Annotated in this window: 18 protein-coding genes; 5 read left to right on the forward strand and 13 right to left on the reverse strand. The window is 47.7% G+C overall.

All coding sequences use genetic code 11. The features are described from left to right. Nucleotides 1-20 precede the first annotated feature (20 nt). A complete protein-coding gene (locus NDI42_RS11695; RefSeq protein WP_190457429.1) occupies nt 21-1,019 on the reverse strand; it encodes an anti-sigma factor antagonist in 999 nt (332 codons plus the stop codon). A 298-nt stretch (nt 1,020-1,317) separates the two neighbouring features. On the opposite strand from NDI42_RS11695, the gene NDI42_RS11700 reads away from it, so the two are divergent. Further along, on the forward strand, nt 1,318-2,106 hold the full coding sequence (locus NDI42_RS11700) for a 7-carboxy-7-deazaguanine synthase QueE (RefSeq protein WP_190457431.1): 789 nt from the start codon (nt 1,318-1,320) through the stop codon (nt 2,104-2,106). 225 nt (nt 2,107-2,331) lie between these two features. Continuing rightward, entirely contained in the window at nt 2,332-3,807 is a 1,476-nt protein-coding gene (locus NDI42_RS11705) for an esterase-like activity of phytase family protein (protein WP_190457432.1), read from the forward strand. Between the two features lie 75 nt (nt 3,808-3,882). Here the strand turns inward: NDI42_RS11705 and NDI42_RS11710 are convergent, their stop codons facing one another. The 6 genes from NDI42_RS11710 to bchL all read right to left on the reverse strand — a co-directional run bounded on the left by NDI42_RS11710 (nt 3,883) and on the right by bchL (nt 8,697). Beyond that, nucleotides 3,883-4,527 carry a DUF3318 domain-containing protein gene (locus NDI42_RS11710; protein ID WP_190457435.1) on the reverse strand — a complete coding sequence of 215 codons (645 nt, stop codon included), beginning with the start codon at nt 4,525-4,527 and terminating at the stop codon, nt 3,883-3,885. A gap of 79 nt (nt 4,528-4,606) precedes the next feature. Further along, the gene (locus NDI42_RS11715) at nt 4,607-5,164 is read right to left on the reverse strand and encodes a hypothetical protein (protein WP_190457516.1); all 558 of its coding nucleotides are present in this window, start codon (nt 5,162-5,164) and stop codon (nt 4,607-4,609) included. Nucleotides 5,165-5,325: 161 nt separating this feature from the next. Further along, complete coding sequence (locus NDI42_RS11720; RefSeq protein WP_199311280.1) at nt 5,326-5,559, reverse strand: hypothetical protein; 234 nt, start codon at nt 5,557-5,559, stop codon at nt 5,326-5,328. A 209-nt stretch (nt 5,560-5,768) separates the two neighbouring features. After that, nucleotides 5,769-7,175, reverse strand: a complete 1,407-nt coding sequence (locus tag NDI42_RS11725) for a ferredoxin:protochlorophyllide reductase (ATP-dependent) subunit N (RefSeq protein WP_190457437.1) — start codon at nt 7,173-7,175, stop codon at nt 5,769-5,771. Between the two features lie 50 nt (nt 7,176-7,225). After that, nucleotides 7,226-7,816 (reverse strand): DUF5331 domain-containing protein, encoded by a 591-nt coding sequence (locus NDI42_RS11730; protein WP_242017723.1) that lies wholly within the window; start codon nt 7,814-7,816, stop codon nt 7,226-7,228. Between the two features lie 14 nt (nt 7,817-7,830). After that, on the reverse strand, nt 7,831-8,697 hold the full coding sequence (gene bchL / locus NDI42_RS11735) for a ferredoxin:protochlorophyllide reductase (ATP-dependent) iron-sulfur ATP-binding protein (protein WP_190417874.1): 867 nt from the start codon (nt 8,695-8,697) through the stop codon (nt 7,831-7,833). A gap of 698 nt (nt 8,698-9,395) precedes the next feature. Between bchL and thiO the strand changes: the two genes are divergently transcribed. Together thiO and psb34 are read left to right on the forward strand one after the other, a co-directional pair. After that, nucleotides 9,396-11,423, forward strand: coding sequence for a glycine oxidase ThiO (gene thiO, locus NDI42_RS11740; RefSeq protein WP_190457439.1), 2,028 nt, complete (start codon nt 9,396-9,398; stop codon nt 11,421-11,423). A gap of 253 nt (nt 11,424-11,676) precedes the next feature. Further along, nucleotides 11,677-11,856, forward strand: a complete 180-nt coding sequence (gene psb34 / locus NDI42_RS11745; protein ID WP_190417870.1) for a photosystem II assembly protein Psb34 — start codon at nt 11,677-11,679, stop codon at nt 11,854-11,856. A 114-nt stretch (nt 11,857-11,970) separates the two neighbouring features. On the opposite strand, the gene NDI42_RS11750 is transcribed toward psb34, so the two are convergent. The 5 genes from NDI42_RS11750 to NDI42_RS11770 form a co-directional block, all read right to left on the reverse strand. Beyond that, entirely contained in the window at nt 11,971-12,771 is an 801-nt protein-coding gene (locus NDI42_RS11750; protein WP_190457441.1) for a tetratricopeptide repeat protein, read from the reverse strand. 102 nt (nt 12,772-12,873) lie between these two features. Beyond that, on the reverse strand, nt 12,874-14,934 hold the full coding sequence (locus NDI42_RS11755) for a ribonuclease catalytic domain-containing protein (RefSeq protein WP_190457443.1): 2,061 nt from the start codon (nt 14,932-14,934) through the stop codon (nt 12,874-12,876). Between the two features lie 159 nt (nt 14,935-15,093). Continuing rightward, nucleotides 15,094-15,309: a 30S ribosomal protein S18 gene (gene rpsR, locus NDI42_RS11760; RefSeq protein WP_190417864.1), complete on the reverse strand. Its 216-nt coding sequence runs from the start codon at nt 15,307-15,309 to the stop codon at nt 15,094-15,096. Between the two features lie 65 nt (nt 15,310-15,374). After that, a complete protein-coding gene (rpmG, locus tag NDI42_RS11765) occupies nt 15,375-15,569 on the reverse strand; it encodes a 50S ribosomal protein L33 (RefSeq protein ID WP_190435516.1) in 195 nt (64 codons plus the stop codon). 53 nt (nt 15,570-15,622) lie between these two features. Next, a complete protein-coding gene (locus NDI42_RS11770) occupies nt 15,623-16,168 on the reverse strand; it encodes an RDD family protein (protein ID WP_190457444.1) in 546 nt (181 codons plus the stop codon). A gap of 111 nt (nt 16,169-16,279) precedes the next feature. On the opposite strand from NDI42_RS11770, the gene NDI42_RS11775 reads away from it, so the two are divergent. Then, entirely contained in the window at nt 16,280-17,518 is a 1,239-nt protein-coding gene (locus NDI42_RS11775) for a molybdopterin-binding protein (RefSeq protein ID WP_190457522.1), read from the forward strand. Nucleotides 17,519-17,596: 78 nt separating this feature from the next. Here the strand turns inward: NDI42_RS11775 and NDI42_RS11780 are convergent, their stop codons facing one another. Next, complete coding sequence (locus NDI42_RS11780; protein WP_190457446.1) at nt 17,597-19,216, reverse strand: serine/threonine-protein kinase; 1,620 nt, start codon at nt 19,214-19,216, stop codon at nt 17,597-17,599. Nucleotides 19,217-19,481: the final 265 nt, after the last annotated feature.

The raw sequence follows: 19,481 nt of genomic DNA on the forward strand, positions 1-19,481 counted from the left end.
ACAGAAGTAATTGGGGTTTCCTAATAAGCACCACTGTTTTTGCGAAATAAGATCAGGACAGTTTTAACAATTAGCTGGATATCGTAAATCAAGCTCCAGTTTTGCTGATAGCGTAAATCTAAGCGGATTACGTCTTCAAAATTGCGTACTTGGCTTCGCCCATTTACCTGCCACTCCCCTGTCATACCGGGTTTCACATCTAAACGCTGCCATTCTGGCACTTCATAGCGCTCAACTTCATCCGGCGTAGGTGGTCTAGTGCCTACCAAACTCATCTCCCCTTTGAGTACATTCCAAAACTGAGGCAGTTCATCCAAACTACTCTTGCGTAAAAAGCGACCCACCCGCGTCACTCGCGGATCGTTTTCATTCTTGAAAAATGCACCCGTAGCTTGGTTTTCGATTTTGTCTTTCAGTGCTTCCGCATTTACGCACATCGAGCGAAATTTCCAAACCCGAAACCGTCTACCCATCCAACCACAGCGAGTCTGACTAAAGAAGATTGGCCCAGGATCGTCTACTTTTATGGCAATAACAATGGGGATAAACAAAATTGCTGAAATGACCAAACCTATCAGCGCCCCCACCACGTCAATACAACGCTTCACCCAGGAACGCACCGAAGGATGAGTTTCTGGTAGCTGTTTGTCTGACTTTTGTCCAGGTTTAGGTGTGGTGGCGTCTTTCGACTGCTCAATCGTCAAAACCTGATCCAGTCCCGTCATCGCCAAAACCGCCATCACTTGAGGATGGACGCTCCGGAGTACCAATTTTACTCCTTTGTCCCGCGCTACTTTTACATTACTAACCAGTGCGCCGACACCACTGCTATCTATAAATGTCGTCTGGCTCAAATCCAGAACTAATTGGTCGGTGACGGAACTCCCTTGCAAAAACTGCTGACAGCTTGTTTTAAAAGCCACTGCCTCTAGCACTGTGAGGCGAGGGGGCAGTTGCACTACAGGAGTTTCGTTGTAGAACGTAATCTGAAATTCTGCCTCTGGGTTGGGGCCTACCATGAAAACCTGGTACTAAGTTGCCACTTAATATTCTGAGCAATATTTTGCCTTAGTCAATTCAACTTCATCAAAAGTTTTTGTTAATTTTTTTTAATGCTTAAGAAATAATAATAAAAGTATATTTTTTCTTTACAAAAATACAATAACCAAGCTTGTACTAGCTGACACCTTCACAGCAACAGCCGCGCCAAAGACGGAGTGGTTAATTGAGGCACTCCAGGCAGACAATAGATTGGTAGAGAGACACACTCAATGAGTACAGCGTGAGCGAGTTGCTTGCCCTCACGCTTTTTGCAACATGACCCCTAAAACCGCCGAATCCTCGAAGGCGCGGCTGATTGAAGTCTTTTCCGCTATTCAAGGCGAAGGACTCAACGTCGGCACCCGCCAGATATTCATCCGCTTTGCCCTCTGTGACCTACGCTGTTACTTTTGCGATAGCGCCCATACCTGGCACACACCAGCCACCTGTAGCATCGAGCAGACACCCGGAGAGCGCGATTTTGAAACCCACTCCAATCCAGTAACTATCCCAATGTTACTGGATTGGATAAATCGGCAAAATCAACCCGGTCTGCACGATAGCATCAGCCTCACTGGTGGCGAACCCCTGCTTCATGCACCCTTTTTGGTAAAATTTCTGCCCCACTTGCGTGACTTAACTAAATTGCCAATTTATCTAGAAACTGGCGGTCATCGCCCGGAACAGCTGGCAACGATTTTGCCCTATATCGATTCTGTGGGCATGGATATTAAGCTGCCTAGTGTGAGCGGGGAAAGCCACTGGCAAACTCACGCGGAATTTCTCCAGCTTTGTTGGGACTCACGAGCTGAAGTTTTTGTCAAGTTAATTATTTCCAGTAAAACTGAGCCAGCTGAGCTGGAACAGGCATCTGAGTTGGTAGCATCTGTTAGCCCTGGCATCCCGGTGTTTCTACAGCCAGTGACACCCCTGGAGATGCCTCATAGTATGCCACTGCTTCCGCCAACGCCCCAGCAGGTTCTGGAGTGGCAGGTGTTGATGAAACGAAGCCTTAAGCAGGTGCGAGTTGTGCCACAGACTCATAAAATGCTGGGGCAACTTTAAATAGTTCATGGTTTATTGGAGATTTCCAATGAACCATGAATAGTCCTGATTACTAAATCGGGGTGCTAAAAATAAGGTGTTTGTATAAAGAATTGATAAAGAACCCAGAAATTTATGTGAAATTACGGTGTAGAAAATCGTCTTGAAGTATCACTTAAACTGTTCTAAATCTCTCCTTAAAAGAAGCGCCCGATGCTGAGAAAGTAAAATATCCTCGTTTTAGACATGATGCAAGCAAGGCATTGGCTTTGGGCGTTTAGTTGTTCCCTGGTGGTATCTGCACTCTCTATCGCGGCAAATACTACCTCAGCTTACGCAGTTTCCCTAGAAAGCACCCTGGCAATTCCCGGTGAAAGTACGGATTTATTCCCACTCAATGGTAGTAGTGGTGGTGCCAACATCAATCGCTTAGGTTTTTTCTCGGATATTTATTACGATCGCTACGAGAATGTGTACTACGGTTTGGGCGATCGCGGCGCAGGAGGCGGTGTCCTTTCCTATCAAACGCGGGTTCAGAAATTTTCTTTGGATGTGGACCCAAACACGGGGGCTATTAGCAATTTCAATGTGCTGAAGACAATTCTGTTTACTAAAGACGGTGAGAACTTCAACGGGTTAAACCCCACGCTACTCAACGGCGATGCTGGAAATCTCGGTCTTAGCTTTGACCCGGAGGGCTTTGCAGTTGCTCCTAATGGGAATTTCTACGTTTCAGATGAGTATGGCCCCTCTGTGTATGAGTTCAGTTCGACAGGTTCGTTCCTCAAAGCATTTACGACTCCAGAAAATATAGTTCCCAAAGTGGGAAGCGTCCCCAACTATGTTGATGGCCGCGGTACGATTACTACCGGTCGCCAGGATAACCGAGGATTTGAGGGGGTGACTCTCAGTCCTGACGGTAGTAAACTGTTTGCGATGCTGCAAGACCCTTTAGTAAACGAGGGAAGCCCCGATGGACGGCGCAGCCAGAATTTGAGAATTGTGGAATTTGATACGGCAACGCGATCGCCCGTCGCTCAATATATTTACCAGCTAGAAAGTCTTGCCGCTATTAATGATCGCATTCCGGGAACTGATGACGATTTTGGGCAAAATTCTCAAGGTCGCAATATTGGCATTAGCGCTATTACCGCCCTCAATAACAATGAGTTCTTGGTGCTGGAACGCGATAATCGCGGCGTGGGCGAAGCTGATCCTCTAGGTGAAGCTCCAGTCGCCAGTAAGCGCGTTTACAAAATTGATCTCACAGGTGCCACAGATGTCAGCAACATCAGCTTGGCAGGTACAAACACGCTACCATCTGGCGTAACACCTGTTAGCAAGTCTCTGTTTCTTGACATTGCCGAACAGCTGAAAGCCGCTGGGCAGGTAATCCCTGAGAAGGTGGAAGGTTTGGCAATTGGGCCTCAGCTCAAGGATGGTTCCTACGCAATTATACTAGGCACTGATAACGACTTTAGCGTTACTCAGGGAGATGCTGGTCAGCTGGATGTTTGCACTGATGGTACAGCCTTTAGTCTCGTCTCTATTGATAGCGGCTGTCCCTCTGGACAAAAATTGCTTCCTGCCTACCTCTACTCGTTTAAAGCTAGTGCTACAGAGTTAGAGGGGTTTGTGCCGCCAGAAAAAGTGCCAGAACCAGCTGCAACTGTTGGGTTAATGCTACTGGGTTTTGGTGGTTTGTTGCTCCGGCGGCAATAAAAAGGCAAAAAAGAAGAATTATTCAATCTCGTTACCAAGTCCAGCCTGGTAACGAGAATTACTCCGGCTTCCCGTTTAAGGTGTCGCCTCGCGTGAACCTTTTACTTTGGCTTTGGCTTTGGATGCACTGCGTTTGAGAGCAGTGAGTCGCGTTTCATATTTGCTGCGTTGACGCTTACTAGGAGTTTGCTCAAGCAGAGCTTTCAAGGCGCTACCGAGACTTTTATAGGCATTGGGGAGAGAATAGCCGAAGCGGGTGGCTAGCGCGATCGCTTTCTCATCCGCTTCAATCATTTCTTTTACTTGCTTGTCCCCATTATTTTTCTGATACAGCCGGTAGCCTGATACGCCACACAACGCCAAAGCTAACAACAGCAGCAACCCATCTTGTACCCAGAGTTCGCCCACTGCGCCACCTAAACCAATGGCTAGCGCCGCCATTTCCCAACCATCTCTGGGAATGGTGTCATTTTGAATCCGAGCGACTTCGTGCCAAAATAGCAAGTTGCGCTGATCGAGTGCCAATTGATCCCATTTCACCAGGTCAATTTGAATCTCGATTTGATCCTTGCCAATTTCTTCACAGCGGAGCAGGGGGGGATTTACCTCAGTCGTTCCCTCGACTGTTACCCAGCTTTGCAATTCTGGCGGCAGTAAAGTTTTTAAACGCCGGAGTTCACTCATCTCGGCTCTGGCAGAAGAGGTTACATAGGATGTCATAGTCCAGCCCCAGGAAGTTCGCTTCTCTACAGTAAGGGTATCATTTTGCAGTATAGCGATCTTCTGGCTACAAACAGATTTACTCAGAGGGGAATCTTCCCCGCTTCTTGCGAGCTTCCATAGCCTTCTCTAACATTTGTAGTAATCCTGGGGCTTCTTCTTGAAGGGTGAGTAATAATCTCTCTCCCATTTCTTGATCGCCTGGATCGACGCCTGTTTCCATCACTTCTTTGAGGCGAGGCACCGCTACATTATCCACAATTTGAACTAAACCTGCCAGACAGCGGTGAAATTGTCTTTCTGTGAGAATCGAATCTTCCAGGGGAAACTCAATGATGGCACGAATTTCACCATCGGTCGGGTCATACTCCCATTGCAGCATTTTGGTTTCCCAGGAAATGCAAAGCATTGTCTGGAGGATAGCTTCTTTGTAAGGATGATCTTTAACTCCAGCTATAACTTGGGGAGCAAATAGTTTGAAAAACTCTCCCTCTTCATCTAGCTGAACAACAATTAAGAATTCTTCTACGTTTTCCGCTTGCACACCCGTCAGAATGCGGTAAGCTTCTTCGTCGATATGGTATTTCCAACCTTGGTTGTCTAGATAGTTGGCAATCTGTTGTAGGGTAGTACCCATGAAAGTTCGCGACTCAGGGTGAGCAGGAGTAATCTGCACCAGTATAATATAACCCGCTACCGGACAACGGCATAGAGTTGCATAGCGACTACTGGCCTAGAAAGAGCGATCGCTCCTCACGGTGCTTTTGTCTTGTAATTGTCCTTGGTGGCGGAAGCGGTTTAAGTCCTGTGGTAAGAACGACCACCCAGGTATAAGGCTGCTGCTAAGGCTATCCCTGGCAATGTGATAGCTGCTGCCATAGGAGTGTTTAACCAACCGGGTTGCTGATATTCCTGCCGATAATAAGCAGATTTTAATCCACAAGGTTGAGCTTCACTTGCTGAAGCGAACAAAATGCCACTTGCGACAAGGGCGGTGGATGCGATCGCTGCCACTGAGGATTTTACTTTCATGATAAGATTTTTCCTGCTTCGCACAATTTCCATTTATTGTAACTGGCTCTGACTGAAGTGGGATGCGATCGCGCAAATTCCCCACTCTCGAACACTCCTAAATCCAGCTAATCTGAGTTTATAAAAAAAAGAGCGATCTAAATGCGATCGCTCCTACTATATCTCTTACACGCCTCTCCGAAAAGCAAAGGGGGCAGGGGGTTAGGTTCTTAAATCTTCGCTTCTTCCCTTACCAACTTGTCCCAACCCAAATCTTTGAGGTTATTATTCCGACGCAGCGGACGAGTTACCAATTCTAGAATGTCGCGAGCATTAGTAAAGCCGTGAATCTGAGCAAAAGTGAACTCAACAGACCACTTTGTATTGATACCGCGTGCTTCTAATGGGTTAGCATGAGCCATACCAGTAATTACAAGATCGATATTCTGCTCTTTTATCCGCTGAATTTGGTTGTAATTATCTGGCTTCTCGATAATTTTGGGTGTAGGTACTCCCATTTCGTGGCAAGTCTTCTCTAACAACGCCAATTCAGCAGCTTGATAGCGCTTATCCATGTAGGGGATGCCGATTTCCGGGCAAGTCATGCCACAGCGAATTAGAAACCGCGCCAAAGAGATTTCCAGCAAGTTGTCACCCATAAAGAAGACAGATTTGCCGCGAATCAGTTGGAGATAGTCTTCCAAATTTGCCCAAATTTGCGCTTCTCGCTCATCTAATCCTTGGGGTTCAATTCCGAACACCGAGCAGATTTTCTCAATCCAGGCGCGGGTGCCATCGGGGCCAATTGGGAAGGGTGCGCCGATGAGTTTGCACTTGCGACGACGCATCAGGGTGGTGGCGGTGCGGCTGAGGAAGGGATTGACACCAGAAACATAATACCCTTCTTCCAGAACTGGTAGTTCGGTGTAACGCTTGGAGGGTAGCCAGCCGGAGACTTTAATGCCTTGCTTTTTGAGTTCCAGCGTCAAATTGGTAACAACTGGATCGGGGAGAGAACCGAAGAGAACTAGCGGTGGATGCTTGACATATTCGGCTTCATCTGCTGTTACGTCTTCTTTCTTTTTGCCAAAGTTGAGTAGGGAAGCGATCGCATTCCTTTCTTTCTTCTCAGTTTCTACCACAGGCGCTTTATCGGGACAACGGGCAGCCATCGCCGCCAGTACGGTGTCTTCCCCTTGGGTGAAGGCGTAATCTAACCCGTTGGCACGAGCGGTCACAATGGGGATACCAATTTCGGATTCTAGCTTGGGTGCCAAGCCCTCCAAATCCATCTTGATGATTTCTGTGGTGCAGGTGCCAATCCAGACGATAACACTGGGGTTGCGATCGCGCTTAATTTGCAAGCACAGCCGCTTGAGTTCTTCATAGTCATTCAACTGAGCCGAGATATCCCCTTCTTCTAACTCAGCCATCGCATAGCGGGGTTCAGCAAAAATCATCACCCCCATCGCATTTTGCAGGAAATAGCCGCAGGTTTTCGTACCGATAACTAGGAAAAAACTATCTTCTATCTTTTGGTACAGCCACGCCACGCAGCTGATCGGGCAAAAGGTGTGGTAATTTCCGGTTTCACACTCATAAGTCAACGCTTGCGGTTCTGTATTAGCAAGGGTCATAGATTATTTTCCTCTCCAACTGGTATTTCTTAAATTGGCAATATTAGGTGTTAGTCGCGATCGCGCTTTACCCCTCGGCAAGACTCATCGATTAAAGATGGAAGGCTACTAGCGTGGCTCTGTGGCTCTAATTTCGCTTCCTGCATACCTCCGGGAAGCATTTTGACAGCTTCCTCGTTATTCCCATCCTGGGGCGCGATCGCTTCTTCGCTTTGCACAAGGGTATTATTTAGCTCAACATCAGGATTGAAGTTAAGCCCTAAAGCTCCCACAATCCGATCCGGATCGTTGTTCAGATCGACAATTAAGGGCAGCATCTCGGTCAGCCGCGGCTCCAAAATTGACAGTGTTGCCAAGATGAAACTGGAAGAAGGACGACGTTGCCCTTCACTGTTAACCCAAACTCCCAGTTGCACCAGCCACGGTCGATTTTCTTGGTAATAGTCCAGCCACTTGACTTTTATAGATTTACGCAGCAGCTCGATATTCATTGAATAATTGGACAGTTGGAAGGTTGACAAGTTGCAAGCTTGCTCGTTAGTCTTTATTTCTTCCTCATTCGTCATTTGTCCTTTGCCAATAACTAAATTGGAGAGTTTTTGACCAATGTTTGATAACCAATGACAACAAACCTGCAACATTTAACCTACAACCTTCAAACCATCATTAGATCAAGTTCTTCGTCCTCAGTCTTCACATTTGGTTTTGTGGGATTGAGGTAGAAGTCAGACAGCAAGGAGAACAACTCCCGATCTGGAGCATCATTAGGTACAACGCCCTCTGGAAGCGCCAGAATTTGGTCAGCAATATTTAGGTAATATTCGCAGACGTAGTTAAGCGAGGGGTCAGTCTCTGCCATTTCAAACAGAGTTTTGCCCTTGACGCGGGAAACCCGGATGTCTTCAATTAGGGGCAATACTTCCAGCACTGGCATCGGAACTGCTGAAATGTATTTGTCGATCAAGTCGCGCTTGGATGTGCGGTTGCCAATCAAGCCGGCCAGACGCAAGGGGTGCGTCCGAGCTTTTTCCCGTACTGAGGCGGCGATACGGTTGGCGGCAAATAAAGCATCAAAACCGTTGTCGGTGACAATCATGCAGTAGTCGGAATAGTTGAGGGGAGCCGCAAAGCCGCCACACACAACGTCACCCAACACGTCAAACAAAATCACATCGTACTCATCAAAGGCGTTCAATTCCTTGAGTAGCTTTACTGTTTCGCCGACGACGTAACCGCCGCAACCCGCACCAGCTGGGGGTCCACCAGCTTCAACGCAGTCTACGCCGCCATAGCCTTTGTAGATGACATCTTCCGCCCACACGTCTTCATAGTGGTAGTCCTTTTCCTGAAGCGTGTCGATAATTGTGGGAATCAGGAAGCCTGTGAGGGTAAAGGTGCTGTCGTGCTTTGGATCGCAGCCAATTTGCAGGACTTTCTTGCCGCGCTTGGCTAGAGCCACGGAAATATTACAGCTAGTTGTGGATTTGCCGATTCCGCCTTTTCCGTATACTGACAGTTTCACGCGCTTAGTCTCCTATAGTTTCATTTCAAACCAGGATTGTTGTCTTCCCTGAAAGGCAGTACATGAATCTTGGACTGCCCTCTTGAAAGTCAACTGTAGATTACTTTTGTTTGAAGGTTATGAAGTGAATTATTGTTCAATTGCCCAATAAAAGAAAGAGCTACTTGGAATACTTTACATAAATACAAGGATTATTCAGACGCATAGCAGTTTATGAAGCTTTCTGAGATTCACAAATGCTTCTGAGAGTTATATTAGAGGTTTTTAAGGATTTTATGTATTTTGTATTTGTAAATCGGTACAATAAACAAAAAAAAATATATGATCCAAAAGGTTTACAGCAAAGGCGGAAACTAAAAAACCCAGGCAATTGAGGAGTCGGTCGGCAAATAGCAGGGGCGATAAAGTCTTAAATAGCGGCGCTAAGTCGGATAGACTTCGACTAATCGGCTAAACTGGCTGAAGAATAGGGCTTTTTAAGAGGAGCTGAGAGTCCGATGTAAGTGGATTCGGAATAAGCGTGAATACTTGTTAAGTTTTCAGCAGTAGTTTTAAATAGATCGGGTTTGGGTTCATCGCCAGGGAGAGGCTTAACTTAACTAGAAGAAACTAGCCTTATATATATAGGACTCTTGGATGCGGGAGACGCATTTATATTTAGTAGCCCTGCGATCGCATTCTAGGTAAATTGACTAAAAATGAACACAGAAAGTGACATTCTCATCATCGGCGGCGGCGCGATCGCTTTGAGCATCGCCGTTGAACTTCGCTTGCGGGGTGCAACCGTCACCGTGCTGAGTCGCGACTTTAAATCAGCAGCTGCTCATGCTGCTGCTGGAATGCTGGCACCACAGGCAGAAGGTATCCCGCCTGGTGCGATGCTAGATTTGTGTATGCGATCGCGCTCTATGTATCCAGACTGGGCCAGCAAACTAGAACAACTCTCAGGCAGATCCATCGGCTACTGGCCCAACGGCATCTTGGCACCAGTTTATGTTAGTAGGAACGTAAGCGATGCGGTGGTCAGCAAAGCATTGCCGCTAGAATCCGTTGCTAAAAGCGATGAATCCGCCACGACGCTTCACCCGTCTACACAGTCGTCAGTCGTCAGCACTTGGCTAGACAAAGAAGCAATTCATCAAATTCAACCGGGATTAGGTGCCGAAGTTGTCGGTGGGTGGTGGTATCCCGAAGATGGTCAAGTAGACAATCGCGCATTAGCTCAAGCATTGTGGATAGCCGCACAGGAATTGGGCGTAACCCTCAAAGAAGGCGTTGCAGCTGAGGCGATACAGCAACAAAATCGGCGAGTAACTGGTGTCAGAACATCTGCGGGTGATTTTCGCGCCCGACACTATGTTTTAGCTACTGGCGCGTGGTCTAACGAATTGTTACCCCTACCAGTACATCCAAAAAAAGGGCAAATGCTATCCGTTTCATCCCCTCTGGTTGCTGGGGAATTACGTCGGGTACTGTATGGTGAGGAAATCTACATCGTGCCGCGTCGGGATGGCAGAATTGTAATTGGAGCCACCAGCGAGGATGTAGGATTCATACCCCACAACACCCCGACAGGTATAAAAACTTTGCTGGAAAGGGCTATTCGGCTTTATCCAGCCTTAAAAGACTTTCCTATTCAAGAATTTTGGTGGGGTTTTCGACCAGCCACACCCGATGAATTACCAATTCTCGGCGCTAGCTCTTGCGAGAATTTAACCCTCGCGACTGGTCACTACCGCAATGGTATTTTGCTGGCTCCCGTGACTGCTTCCGTTTTAGCAGACCTAATTTGGCAGCAAAAGTCTGACCCCTTGCTAGAGCATTTTCACTACTCCAGGTTCTACGCTGGATCTAGACTTGTTAATGCAACTCCAAAAATGCTTCAATTAAGCCGTCCTACTTCTTCTGACCTGGATCAGTCCTCGGATCTCCCAGCCGACCCCTTAATAATCGCTGGTCGCACGTTCAAATCTCGCTTGATGACGGGAACGGGCAAGTATCGCAGCATAGAAGAAATGCAGCAAAGTGTTATTGCTAGCGGCTGTGAGATTGTGACTGTGGCGGTGCGTCGGGTGCAAACAAAGGCACCGGGACACGAAGGGCTGGCGGAGGCGCTGGATTGGACGAAAATCTGGATGCTACCTAATACTGCTGGCTGTAAAACTGCTGAAGAGGCGATTCGGGTGGCGCGTCTAGGACGGGAGATGGCAAAGTTGTTGGGACAGGAAGACAATAATTTTGTCAAGTTAGAGGTGATTCCTGACTTGAAGTATCTGCTACCTGACCCGATTGGCACTTTGGAAGCAGCGGAACAACTGGTTAAGGAAGGCTTTGCTGTGCTGCCTTACATTAATGCTGATCCGTTGCTGGCAAAGCGTTTGGAAGAGGTTGGCTGTGCAACAGTAATGCCTTTGGGTTCGCCGATTGGTTCCGGACAAGGGATTAAGAATGAGGCGAATATTCAAATTATCATTGAGAATGCCGGAATTCCGGTGGTGGTGGATGCGGGGCTGGCAACGCCCAGCGAGGCTTCTCAGGCTATGGAAATGGGGGCGGATGCGGTTTTGATCAATAGTGCGATCGCGGGGGCTAAAAATCCGGCGGCAATGGCTCGCGCCATGAGTTTAGGTGTCCAAGCAGGTCGTCTGGCTAACCTCGCTGGACGTATACCTGTGAAAGTCTACGCCAGTGCTAGTTCTCCCCTAAGCGGCACGATTAGTGACTAGGGATTGGGGATTGGGGATTAGGGGCTGGGGAGTGAGAATTCTTCTCTTCTGCTCTGCCCCTAGCCTCTCAAATATAACTAGGGATTGGGGATTGGGGATTGGGGCTAGGGATTGGGGAGTGAGAATTATCCTCTTCTGCTCTACCCCTAACCTCTCAAATCTGACTTTGTTAAAAAATATTACAAAAGTTAGAAAGTTTATCCAGCTTTTATTGTTACAATTGTTAAAACTTAAAAAGCCAAGGATATCATCTATGAAATACACAACCGAAGATGGCGGACGTTTGAACAATTTTGCAGTTGAGCCAAAGGTTTACAAAGCAGAACCACCGACAGAAGCCCAAAAGCGCAACTACCTCTTCCTGAGCATTGGCGCGATCGCTCTGCTTGGCGGCTTAATGTTCGTTGCTGTTTCAGCATCTAACTTAGGCTAATCCCACGCCCAGACACCTTCAAGGAACGGGCAGGAAAGGCAAAAGTAGAAAGTAGCTCCAAACAGAGAAAATGAGTTTCTTGGTTTTGCCTTTTACCTTAGATTGGGCGCGTATTTAAAGCTGAATATTCTTCATAGCGTCTAGTGCATTCTGGTAATTCTCTGTCCTTCCTTGGGCGCGGAACATATCTGCGGCTTTCTGAAAATCTGCAACGGCTGCTTTGCCGTTTCCTAAGCGTGTGTGGGTAATTGCCCGGTTATAGTAAGCGTCAGCAAATCTCCCATCTAAAGCAAGAGTTTGAGTGTAGTCTTCAAGTGCTTTCTGATTTTCAGATAGACGGTTATAAGCTATACCTCGGTTATAGTAAGCTCTAGCACTCTTGGGGTCGATGCGTAAGGCTTCGTTATAATCCTCAATTGCCGCTTTAGTATCGCCTTGGTCGTCGCGGGCATTGCCCCGATTAATATAAACATTTGCATCTTTGGGATTGAGCCGAATCGCTTCTGTAGAATCTGCGATCGCTTCTTGATAATTCTTTAGAAGGTAATGGGAATAAGCCCGGTTGCCGTAGGCGTTGGCATAATCCGGATTTATTCGCAAGGCTTCGGTGTAATCTTTTATTGCATCCTGGTAAGCTCCCAGGATATGACGAGCATAACCCCTGTTGTAGTATGACTCAACATCGTTGGGAGCAAGACGGATAGATTCGTCAAAATCTGCGATCGCGCCTTTGAAGTCACCTGCATCTAGTTTGTCAACGCCCCGATTATAAAAATCGACAGCACTCATTTGAGTCTGGGCGATCTCATTGACATTCAGTAACTGACTAGAGGGATTGGCACGGACAGCAGAGGGAAGCCCACCGATTACCGTAGAGATTAAGAGAATGGCGATATTTCTGCAAATGGATTTCATAGCTTGATTTTCTCGCCCAACTGAAAAGAACTGAGTGTTGAATAGAAGTTCTGAGTTATTAATTAGTTCCTCGTTACTCCTAAATCAACATTCAGAACTATTTTAAGTTGCAGCTGGCTGAACTTCTTGATCTACCAACTGCCGAAACTGGATCACATCTTGCCGAGGATCGGAGTGGCTGACACTAACGGACAAGCGATCGCCCAATTTCACTGACTTGGTGAAACGCATTGCCAACTCTAAACCCAAATCCTCTAACAAAATTAATCCTAACCTGTCGTCTTCTCGCAGCCAGCGCAGCATCAACGCCTGCCAAACCTGATCGGCGTGACGGCGCAGATACTCCAGACCCCAATAACGATTTGTCTGGCGTTCCACTAATCTTGCTTCTTGGGCCGCAGTGCCAATACCCACCATGACTTCTTGCAACTCTTGGGCTGAAAATGGCGTTGGTTCGCCGCGCAGGTGTGCCTTAAGCTGGAAGTGAGCCAGCAAGTCGCTGTAGCGGCGAATTGGCGATGTCACCTGAGTGTAGGTTTCCAATCCCAAACCTGCGTGTCGTCCTGGCGTGGTACTCATTTCACTGCGAGGCATACGCCCGCGCATGGCACAATACCGGACTGGGCCTGCTGGCAGTTGCAACAATTCCTCTTCTGAGGGAAGTTCCGGTTGGGGTTGACTCCGGAAAGGCAGGGGAATATCGTGAGCCTTGGCGTACTTAGCTGCAACTTCCCCGGTGAGAATCATCATCTCTGCCACGAGTTGCCGTGCTGGAGAGTCTTCCAGAATGTCAATGGTGATTTCGTCACCATTAACTTTAATCATCGCTTCTGGCATATGGATGTTAATCGCCCCTTGAGACTGTCGCCATAACTGGCGCAGTTTAGCCCACTTAGCGATCGCTGCTATCTCCGGTTCTCCCTGGATACCCAGTTGGAGCATCTCATCCACATCTTCATAAGTCAGGCGATAAGTCGGCTTGATTATACTGGCTTGGATGCCATATTCTTGTACTGCACCCACTTCATCCAAAATCACCCCAAACGAGAGCGCACTACAAATTTTTCCCTGAACCAAACTCATTGGCCCAGTTGCCAGTTCCGGCGGGAACATCGGAATCATCCCCGTCGGTAAATACACCGTAGTAGTGCGCCGTCTGGCTTCCAAATCTAATTCGTCGCCTGGAGAAACCAAACGCGAGGGGTCTGCGATGTGTATCCAAAGCTTTTGACGACCATCTTCGAGGTATTCAACACTCAAACCGTCGTCTATTTCTTTGGTACTTTCATCATCAATCGTGTAAACCTTCAAATGAGTCAGATCCAGTCGGTTGTCTTCCAGATCGCTCGGCGTTTCTTTAGCATATTGCTTCGCCACGTCTAACACCTTATCGGAAAAGTGAACTGGGATCTGACTGCGCCGCACATACAGGTTTTCGTGCGGACTCCACAATCCCAAATCTACCAGCAGTTGAAAAGCAGCTTGAGGAGTTCCGGGTCGTCCTAGATCGTTCATGGTTTCTAGGACGGGGGCTGGCGGGGGATAGGCGCGGTTCAGAGATTCTTGATTTAAGCCAGCACGAAGCATATCTGCTAGCACTGCGGCATACTTTTCTATTGCTTCTAGGCGTTGGCGATCGCGCCGCTCCCACTCCACCTGCTCGCCTGCGATCGCTTTTGATAAGCGTGCCATAAATTCTTGCCGAGAGGTGCGCCGCTCTTGCTCGACTTCTACTTGATGCTTTAGGTCGGCTACTTGAGTTGCGCTCCGAGGCTCATAGCGATCGCCCTTTTGCTTGAAATACAGTTTATCTTCAGATAGCAAACAGTGAGCCGCGTACACCAGTGGCGGACTTTGGTCGGAAAACAGCACTGATGCCATTTCCATTGGAGTAACGGTCGCCCCATCCTCTACCAACAGTTCCCACGCTACTTCTATACTTGTTGGGTCTAGATAGCGCTGCACCTCTTGCAGGAAACTGGAAATCTGTGCAGGCTTATAGCTTTGACCTGCAACCTCATAGGTAATTTGTCGGGGATGGATGGTGTGGGATTGATTTTTGTCGTCTACCACAATCCAGTGCGTTTTCCCCTCTGGACGTTCTGTGACAGCAAGACGCCGCTCTCCATGCAGCCTAAACTCTATTAACGTTCCCTTCTCCACAAATTTTTTGGCTTACCCTGTAACGTTCATCGGACAGCCTATCTTCGATTTTAGCGGCGTAGCGATTCTAGATTTTGTGGGGGCGAAGCAGTTTCTCCGCCTCCGATGATTTTAGATTCCTTCAATCCAAAATCCAAAATCCTTCCATCCTAAATTTATTTACCCTTCGGCGTTGATAAAAGGTAACAAAGCTAGAATGCGAGCGCGTTTGATAGCCACAGTCAGGTCTCTTTGTTGCTTTGACGTTAGACCTGTAATGCGACGCGGCAGAATTTTACCCCGTTCGGTGATAAATTTCCGCAACAGTTCGACATCTTTGTAGTCAATTGGATCGTCAGGTTTAATGGGGGAAAGGCGGCGACGGAAGTAAGTCATCGGTAATTTTTATTTGTTAGTGGTCAGTTGAAATCAAGGATTGTTTTCTTCCGATTAGCCAAGGATTACTTGATTTCCTTGTGAATCGTGTGTGTGTTGCAGTGGGTGCAGAACTTCTTCAGTTCCAGTCTTGCCGTGGTGTTACGGCGGTTCTTCGTGGTTGTGTAGCGGGAAACACCTGGCGATCGCTTCGCTTGGTTTGTGCGACACTCGGTGCATTCCAACGTCACAATCAGTCGAACCCCCTTCTTACTTGCCATAATGCTATTTCTACAAGATCCAGAGTTTGAACAAATTTAACCACAAATTACTATTATTTCATACGATTCGTCACTTTAGCAACTATTTTTTTTAGTCGGATATCTAGTGAGAAACCTCGACGTGTCTGCACTATGCAGGTTCGCGCTACCCGGTCATGGAATGCTTGTTGCCACTCGGCATCAGCAACAGCCACCCCAAAATCGACTGCTAGGGGAGTAACCAAGAGCAGCAAAGATAATCCGTTAGTTACACCAATGCTCAGTCCAATCATAGCCAAAAGACTAGCAAGTCCCAGGATGCCTTCCCGCTTGCTTAGCTCAAAAAGTCCCGGTGTTTTGCGGAATTTGGGGTCGAGAACTTTCATATCCATTGCCCAACGTCCCAAACTCTGCCCTTTATTTTTGGCTGGCAGAAGCACCCGCAGACCCAACCATGCCACAATGAAAACTACTATCTGTGCGATCGGGACTAGGCCGGGAGTGTTTCCGCTAAAGGGCAAACTAATCAGCCAAACAGCCACAAAATCAATCGCGTAGGCAGCACACCGTCGCTCAATCGGAACTTTGGGTAATCGGCTGGTGGCTAGTTCGTTTGGCATGAAAAAAAGTGCTGACTGCTGAGAAGGGGACAAAGCAAGCAGTTCATGCTGGCTATTTCTATATTAAGCTTTTGTCCGTTGTGCTTCCTAGACAACTAATCCATTATGGCAATGCTGTCGGTTAAACAAGCAGAGACAATAATTTTCGATTTAGTGCAACCTCTGGATAGAGAGATGGATACTGAGGTTGTAGATTTATTAGCTGCTAATGGTCGAATTTTAGCGGCGGCGGTGACGAGTGAGTTGGATTTTCCCCACTGGGACAATTCGGCGATGGATGGGTATGCGGTGCGATATGCTGATGTCGCTGGTTGTAGCGCCGAACAACCAGCCTTGCTGGAAATTGTAGAGGAAATTCCGGCTGGATATCAACCACAGCGATCGCTCGAACCCGGACAAGCTTCGCGAATTTTGACCGGGGCGATTATGCCTGACGGTGCTGATACAGTGGTAATGCAGGAAGTGACACGGCGAGAGGAAAACCGAGTCTTTATTTTAGCTTCCCCAGAACCGCAAGCTTTTGTGCGTCATCGCGCATCTTTTTACCAGGCGGGAACGCCCCTTTTAACAGCGGGAATAATTCTCAACGCTCCAGAAATCGCCATTTTAGCAGCTGCTCAATGTTCTGAGTTGCCAGTTTACCGCCGCCCCCGCGTGGCAATTCTGTCCACTGGTGACGAGTTGGTGACACCCGACCAACCCTTAAAACCCGGTCAAATTGTAGACTCAAATCAGTATGCCTTGGCTGCTTTAGTAGCGCAGAGTGGCGGAGAACCGCTGATGTTAGGAATTGTACCGGATGAGCCAGAAGTTCTCAAAGATGCGATCGCGCAAGCTGTATCTAGTGCTGACATGGTACTATCTTCCGGCGGTGTATCGGTGGGCGATTATGATTATGTGGATGAAATTCTCGCTCAACTGGGTGCAGAGATTCATCTTCGTGCTGTTGCAGTTAAACCTGGTAAACCGCTAACTGTCGCGACGTTTTCTAATAACCAAAATCCGGTTTTGTACTTTGGTTTACCGGGAAATCCCGTGTCATCTTTGGTGAGTTTTTGGCGGTTTGTGCAACCTGCCATCAAGAAACTTGCAGGTTTAGCCGCAGGATGGGAACCTGTATTTATGGAAGCGCGATCACGTCACGATTTGCATTCAGACGGCAAGCGAGAAACCTACCTTTGGGGCAAACTACATTTAGTAAACGGTGTCTACGAATTCCAAAAAGCAGGTGGTAGCCACAGTTCGGGTAATTTAATTAACCTAGCTCAAACCAACGGTCTTGCAGTTCTAAGAGTAGGTCAAGCTTCCATAAAAGCTGGAGAACCAGTGCAAGTTTTACAAATTAACTAAACTGACATTTTGTAACCTTATTTGAGCAGTCAGGAGGCGGTCGCCTCCAGCTTGTTGCGAATAGTGCAAGATATCAGTTTACCAAAACCCTCGTTTCCCACTCGGTAGCACTGTTGCCCAATTCGTCTTCGCCTGCGCCAGCTGCTCCTCAGTAATTTTTGCCCCGGTGAGATTAGCACCGCATAGATTCGCCCCTCGGAGATTAGCATGGTTCAGATAAGCAAAGCTCAAATCTGCGCCGCGCAGGTCAGCTCCTTCCAAATTAGCAGTGCTAAAGTAAGCCCTGCCCAAATTTGCCTCCTTCAGAATTGCCCCAGTTAAACTCGCCCTACCAAAATCAGCATTAGACAGGTCAGCTCCCTGAAGGTTGGTTTTATTCAATTTTGCCTGATGAAAAATTGCTCCCGATAGATTGACCCGCTGAAGATTAAGCAAGCTCAAATCTTGCGAAGCAAAGTCTCTTCTACCTTTTGTGTAGTAATTTAGTACGCTGACTGCATCCAACTTCGCCGGAAGTTTCCCCTTAGAACCAGCAGTAGCATCGCTGTTTTTCAGCGTAGTCGTATAACCAGTACCAGGCAAAGCCCGACTATGAATACCGCCCCCCGTTTGCGGGTCATTCGCTTCTAACCTGGCTCGACGCGCTTTAATTGCCATAGCCAGACGTTCTGAGGTTGACGTACCAGCCGAAGGGGATGAGGAGTAAGTCGGAGAGCTTAAGTCTCCGGTGTTCAAGCGGCCGCCTGGTTGTCGCTGCGGGGTAGCTTTACCTGTTGTCAAGCCTTGAGCCAAAGTGTCGAGATAAGGTTCAAGGTCAAGCGCTCTCAAGACTTCTTCAGCAGACTGATAGCGATGACGAACTGAAACCTCCAGCATTTTCTTGAGGACATCGGTGAAATGAGGGCTGATATGAACGTGCTTTTGCCAGAGCATTTCGCCCGTTGTCGGATTGTAGTCTAAGTCTTTTGGCGATTTTCCGGTCAGCAGATAAATGCAGGTGACACCCAAAGCATACAAATCGCTGGCATAAACTGGGCGCATCGCCATCTGTTCTGGTGGGGCAAATCCAGGTGTGCCAATTGCGTAAGCTGTTAAAGCTGTTTGCTCAGAACTGCTTGCTGCCTGGTTGACCTGGTTTTTCACCGCTCCAAAGTCAATTAGAACCAGTTTGCGGTCTTGTTCGCGGCGAATCAAGTTAGCTGGTTTGATGTCTCGGTGAATTACCTGCTGGCTATGGATATATTGCATCACAGGCAGGATTTCGCTCAAGAATTGCTTGACCCCAGCTTCGCTCAAGGGGCCAGATCCTTTCACTTCCTGCTGTAGAGTTAAGCCGCTAATATACTCCTGTACCAGATAAAACTGCTGATTGTCTTCAAAGTAGTCCAATAGGCGAGGTACCTGGGGATGATTGCCAATCTTTCCCAGGGTTCGTGCCTCTCTTTCAAATAGCTCGCGTGCCATTTGTAAGACTTGGGCTACGGTAGTTGCTGGTCTCAGTTGCTTGATGACGCAACTTGGCTCACCAGGCAGAGACTCATCATGAGCTAAGAAGGTAGCTCCAAAGCCTCCTTGCCCTAGGGCGTCCAGCACTCGATAGCGCTTTCTAAGCAGGAGTTTGGAACCACACGCCCGACAGATTTCGGCGTGTTTGATGTTTTGAGGACTAGGACAAGCGGGATTAAGGCAGTAGCTCATTCAGACTCACCGGGATGCTGCAACCGGATATTGCTACCCTAACTTAAATTATCCAGGCATTAAAGGACAATAAGAATGTTGATTATACGGACAATTCTTTAAAGAGTGCCTGAAGATGGTTTATCTTCCTATAAAGAATTTGCTAAGCGGGGGTAGCTGCTTTCTTTCAGGATGTTTTTCCATCATTGCAGAAGAGGAGGTATAAAAATGTAATCAAACCAACGGGCTAATAAAGGTTAGGGTGCATGGCAACAAGAACTGTTTC

Origin of the sequence: Funiculus sociatus GB2-C1 (assembly GCF_039962115.1) — a bacterium.
Taxonomy (GTDB): domain Bacteria; phylum Cyanobacteriota; class Cyanobacteriia; order Cyanobacteriales; family FACHB-T130; genus Funiculus; species Funiculus sociatus.

Excerpts from the sequence above, each read along its gene's own strand:
- NDI42_RS11695 (WP_190457429.1), bottom strand. The coding sequence starts at position 1,019 with ATGGTAGGCCCCAACCCAGAGGCAGAATTTCAGATTACGTTCTACAAC.
- NDI42_RS11700 (WP_190457431.1), top strand. The coding sequence starts at position 1,318 with ATGACCCCTAAAACCGCCGAATCCTCGAAGGCGCGGCTGATTGAAGTC.
- NDI42_RS11705 (WP_190457432.1), top strand. The coding sequence starts at position 2,332 with ATGATGCAAGCAAGGCATTGGCTTTGGGCGTTTAGTTGTTCCCTGGTG.
- NDI42_RS11710 (WP_190457435.1), bottom strand. The coding sequence starts at position 4,527 with ATGACATCCTATGTAACCTCTTCTGCCAGAGCCGAGATGAGTGAACTC.
- NDI42_RS11715 (WP_190457516.1), bottom strand. The coding sequence starts at position 5,164 with ATGGGTACTACCCTACAACAGATTGCCAACTATCTAGACAACCAAGGT.
- NDI42_RS11720 (WP_199311280.1), bottom strand. The coding sequence starts at position 5,559 with ATGAAAGTAAAATCCTCAGTGGCAGCGATCGCATCCACCGCCCTTGTC.
- NDI42_RS11725 (WP_190457437.1), bottom strand. The coding sequence starts at position 7,175 with ATGACCCTTGCTAATACAGAACCGCAAGCGTTGACTTATGAGTGTGAA.
- NDI42_RS11730 (WP_242017723.1), bottom strand. The coding sequence starts at position 7,816 with ATGTTGCAGGTTTGTTGTCATTGGTTATCAAACATTGGTCAAAAACTC.
- thiO (WP_190457439.1), top strand. The coding sequence starts at position 9,396 with ATGAACACAGAAAGTGACATTCTCATCATCGGCGGCGGCGCGATCGCT.
- psb34 (WP_190417870.1), top strand. The coding sequence starts at position 11,677 with ATGAAATACACAACCGAAGATGGCGGACGTTTGAACAATTTTGCAGTT.
- NDI42_RS11750 (WP_190457441.1), bottom strand. The coding sequence starts at position 12,771 with ATGAAATCCATTTGCAGAAATATCGCCATTCTCTTAATCTCTACGGTA.
- rpsR (WP_190417864.1), bottom strand. The coding sequence starts at position 15,309 with ATGACTTACTTCCGTCGCCGCCTTTCCCCCATTAAACCTGACGATCCA.
- rpmG (WP_190435516.1), bottom strand. The coding sequence starts at position 15,569 with ATGGCAAGTAAGAAGGGGGTTCGACTGATTGTGACGTTGGAATGCACC.
- NDI42_RS11770 (WP_190457444.1), bottom strand. The coding sequence starts at position 16,168 with ATGCCAAACGAACTAGCCACCAGCCGATTACCCAAAGTTCCGATTGAG.
- NDI42_RS11775 (WP_190457522.1), top strand. The coding sequence starts at position 16,280 with ATGCTGTCGGTTAAACAAGCAGAGACAATAATTTTCGATTTAGTGCAA.
- NDI42_RS11780 (WP_190457446.1), bottom strand. The coding sequence starts at position 19,216 with ATGAGCTACTGCCTTAATCCCGCTTGTCCTAGTCCTCAAAACATCAAA.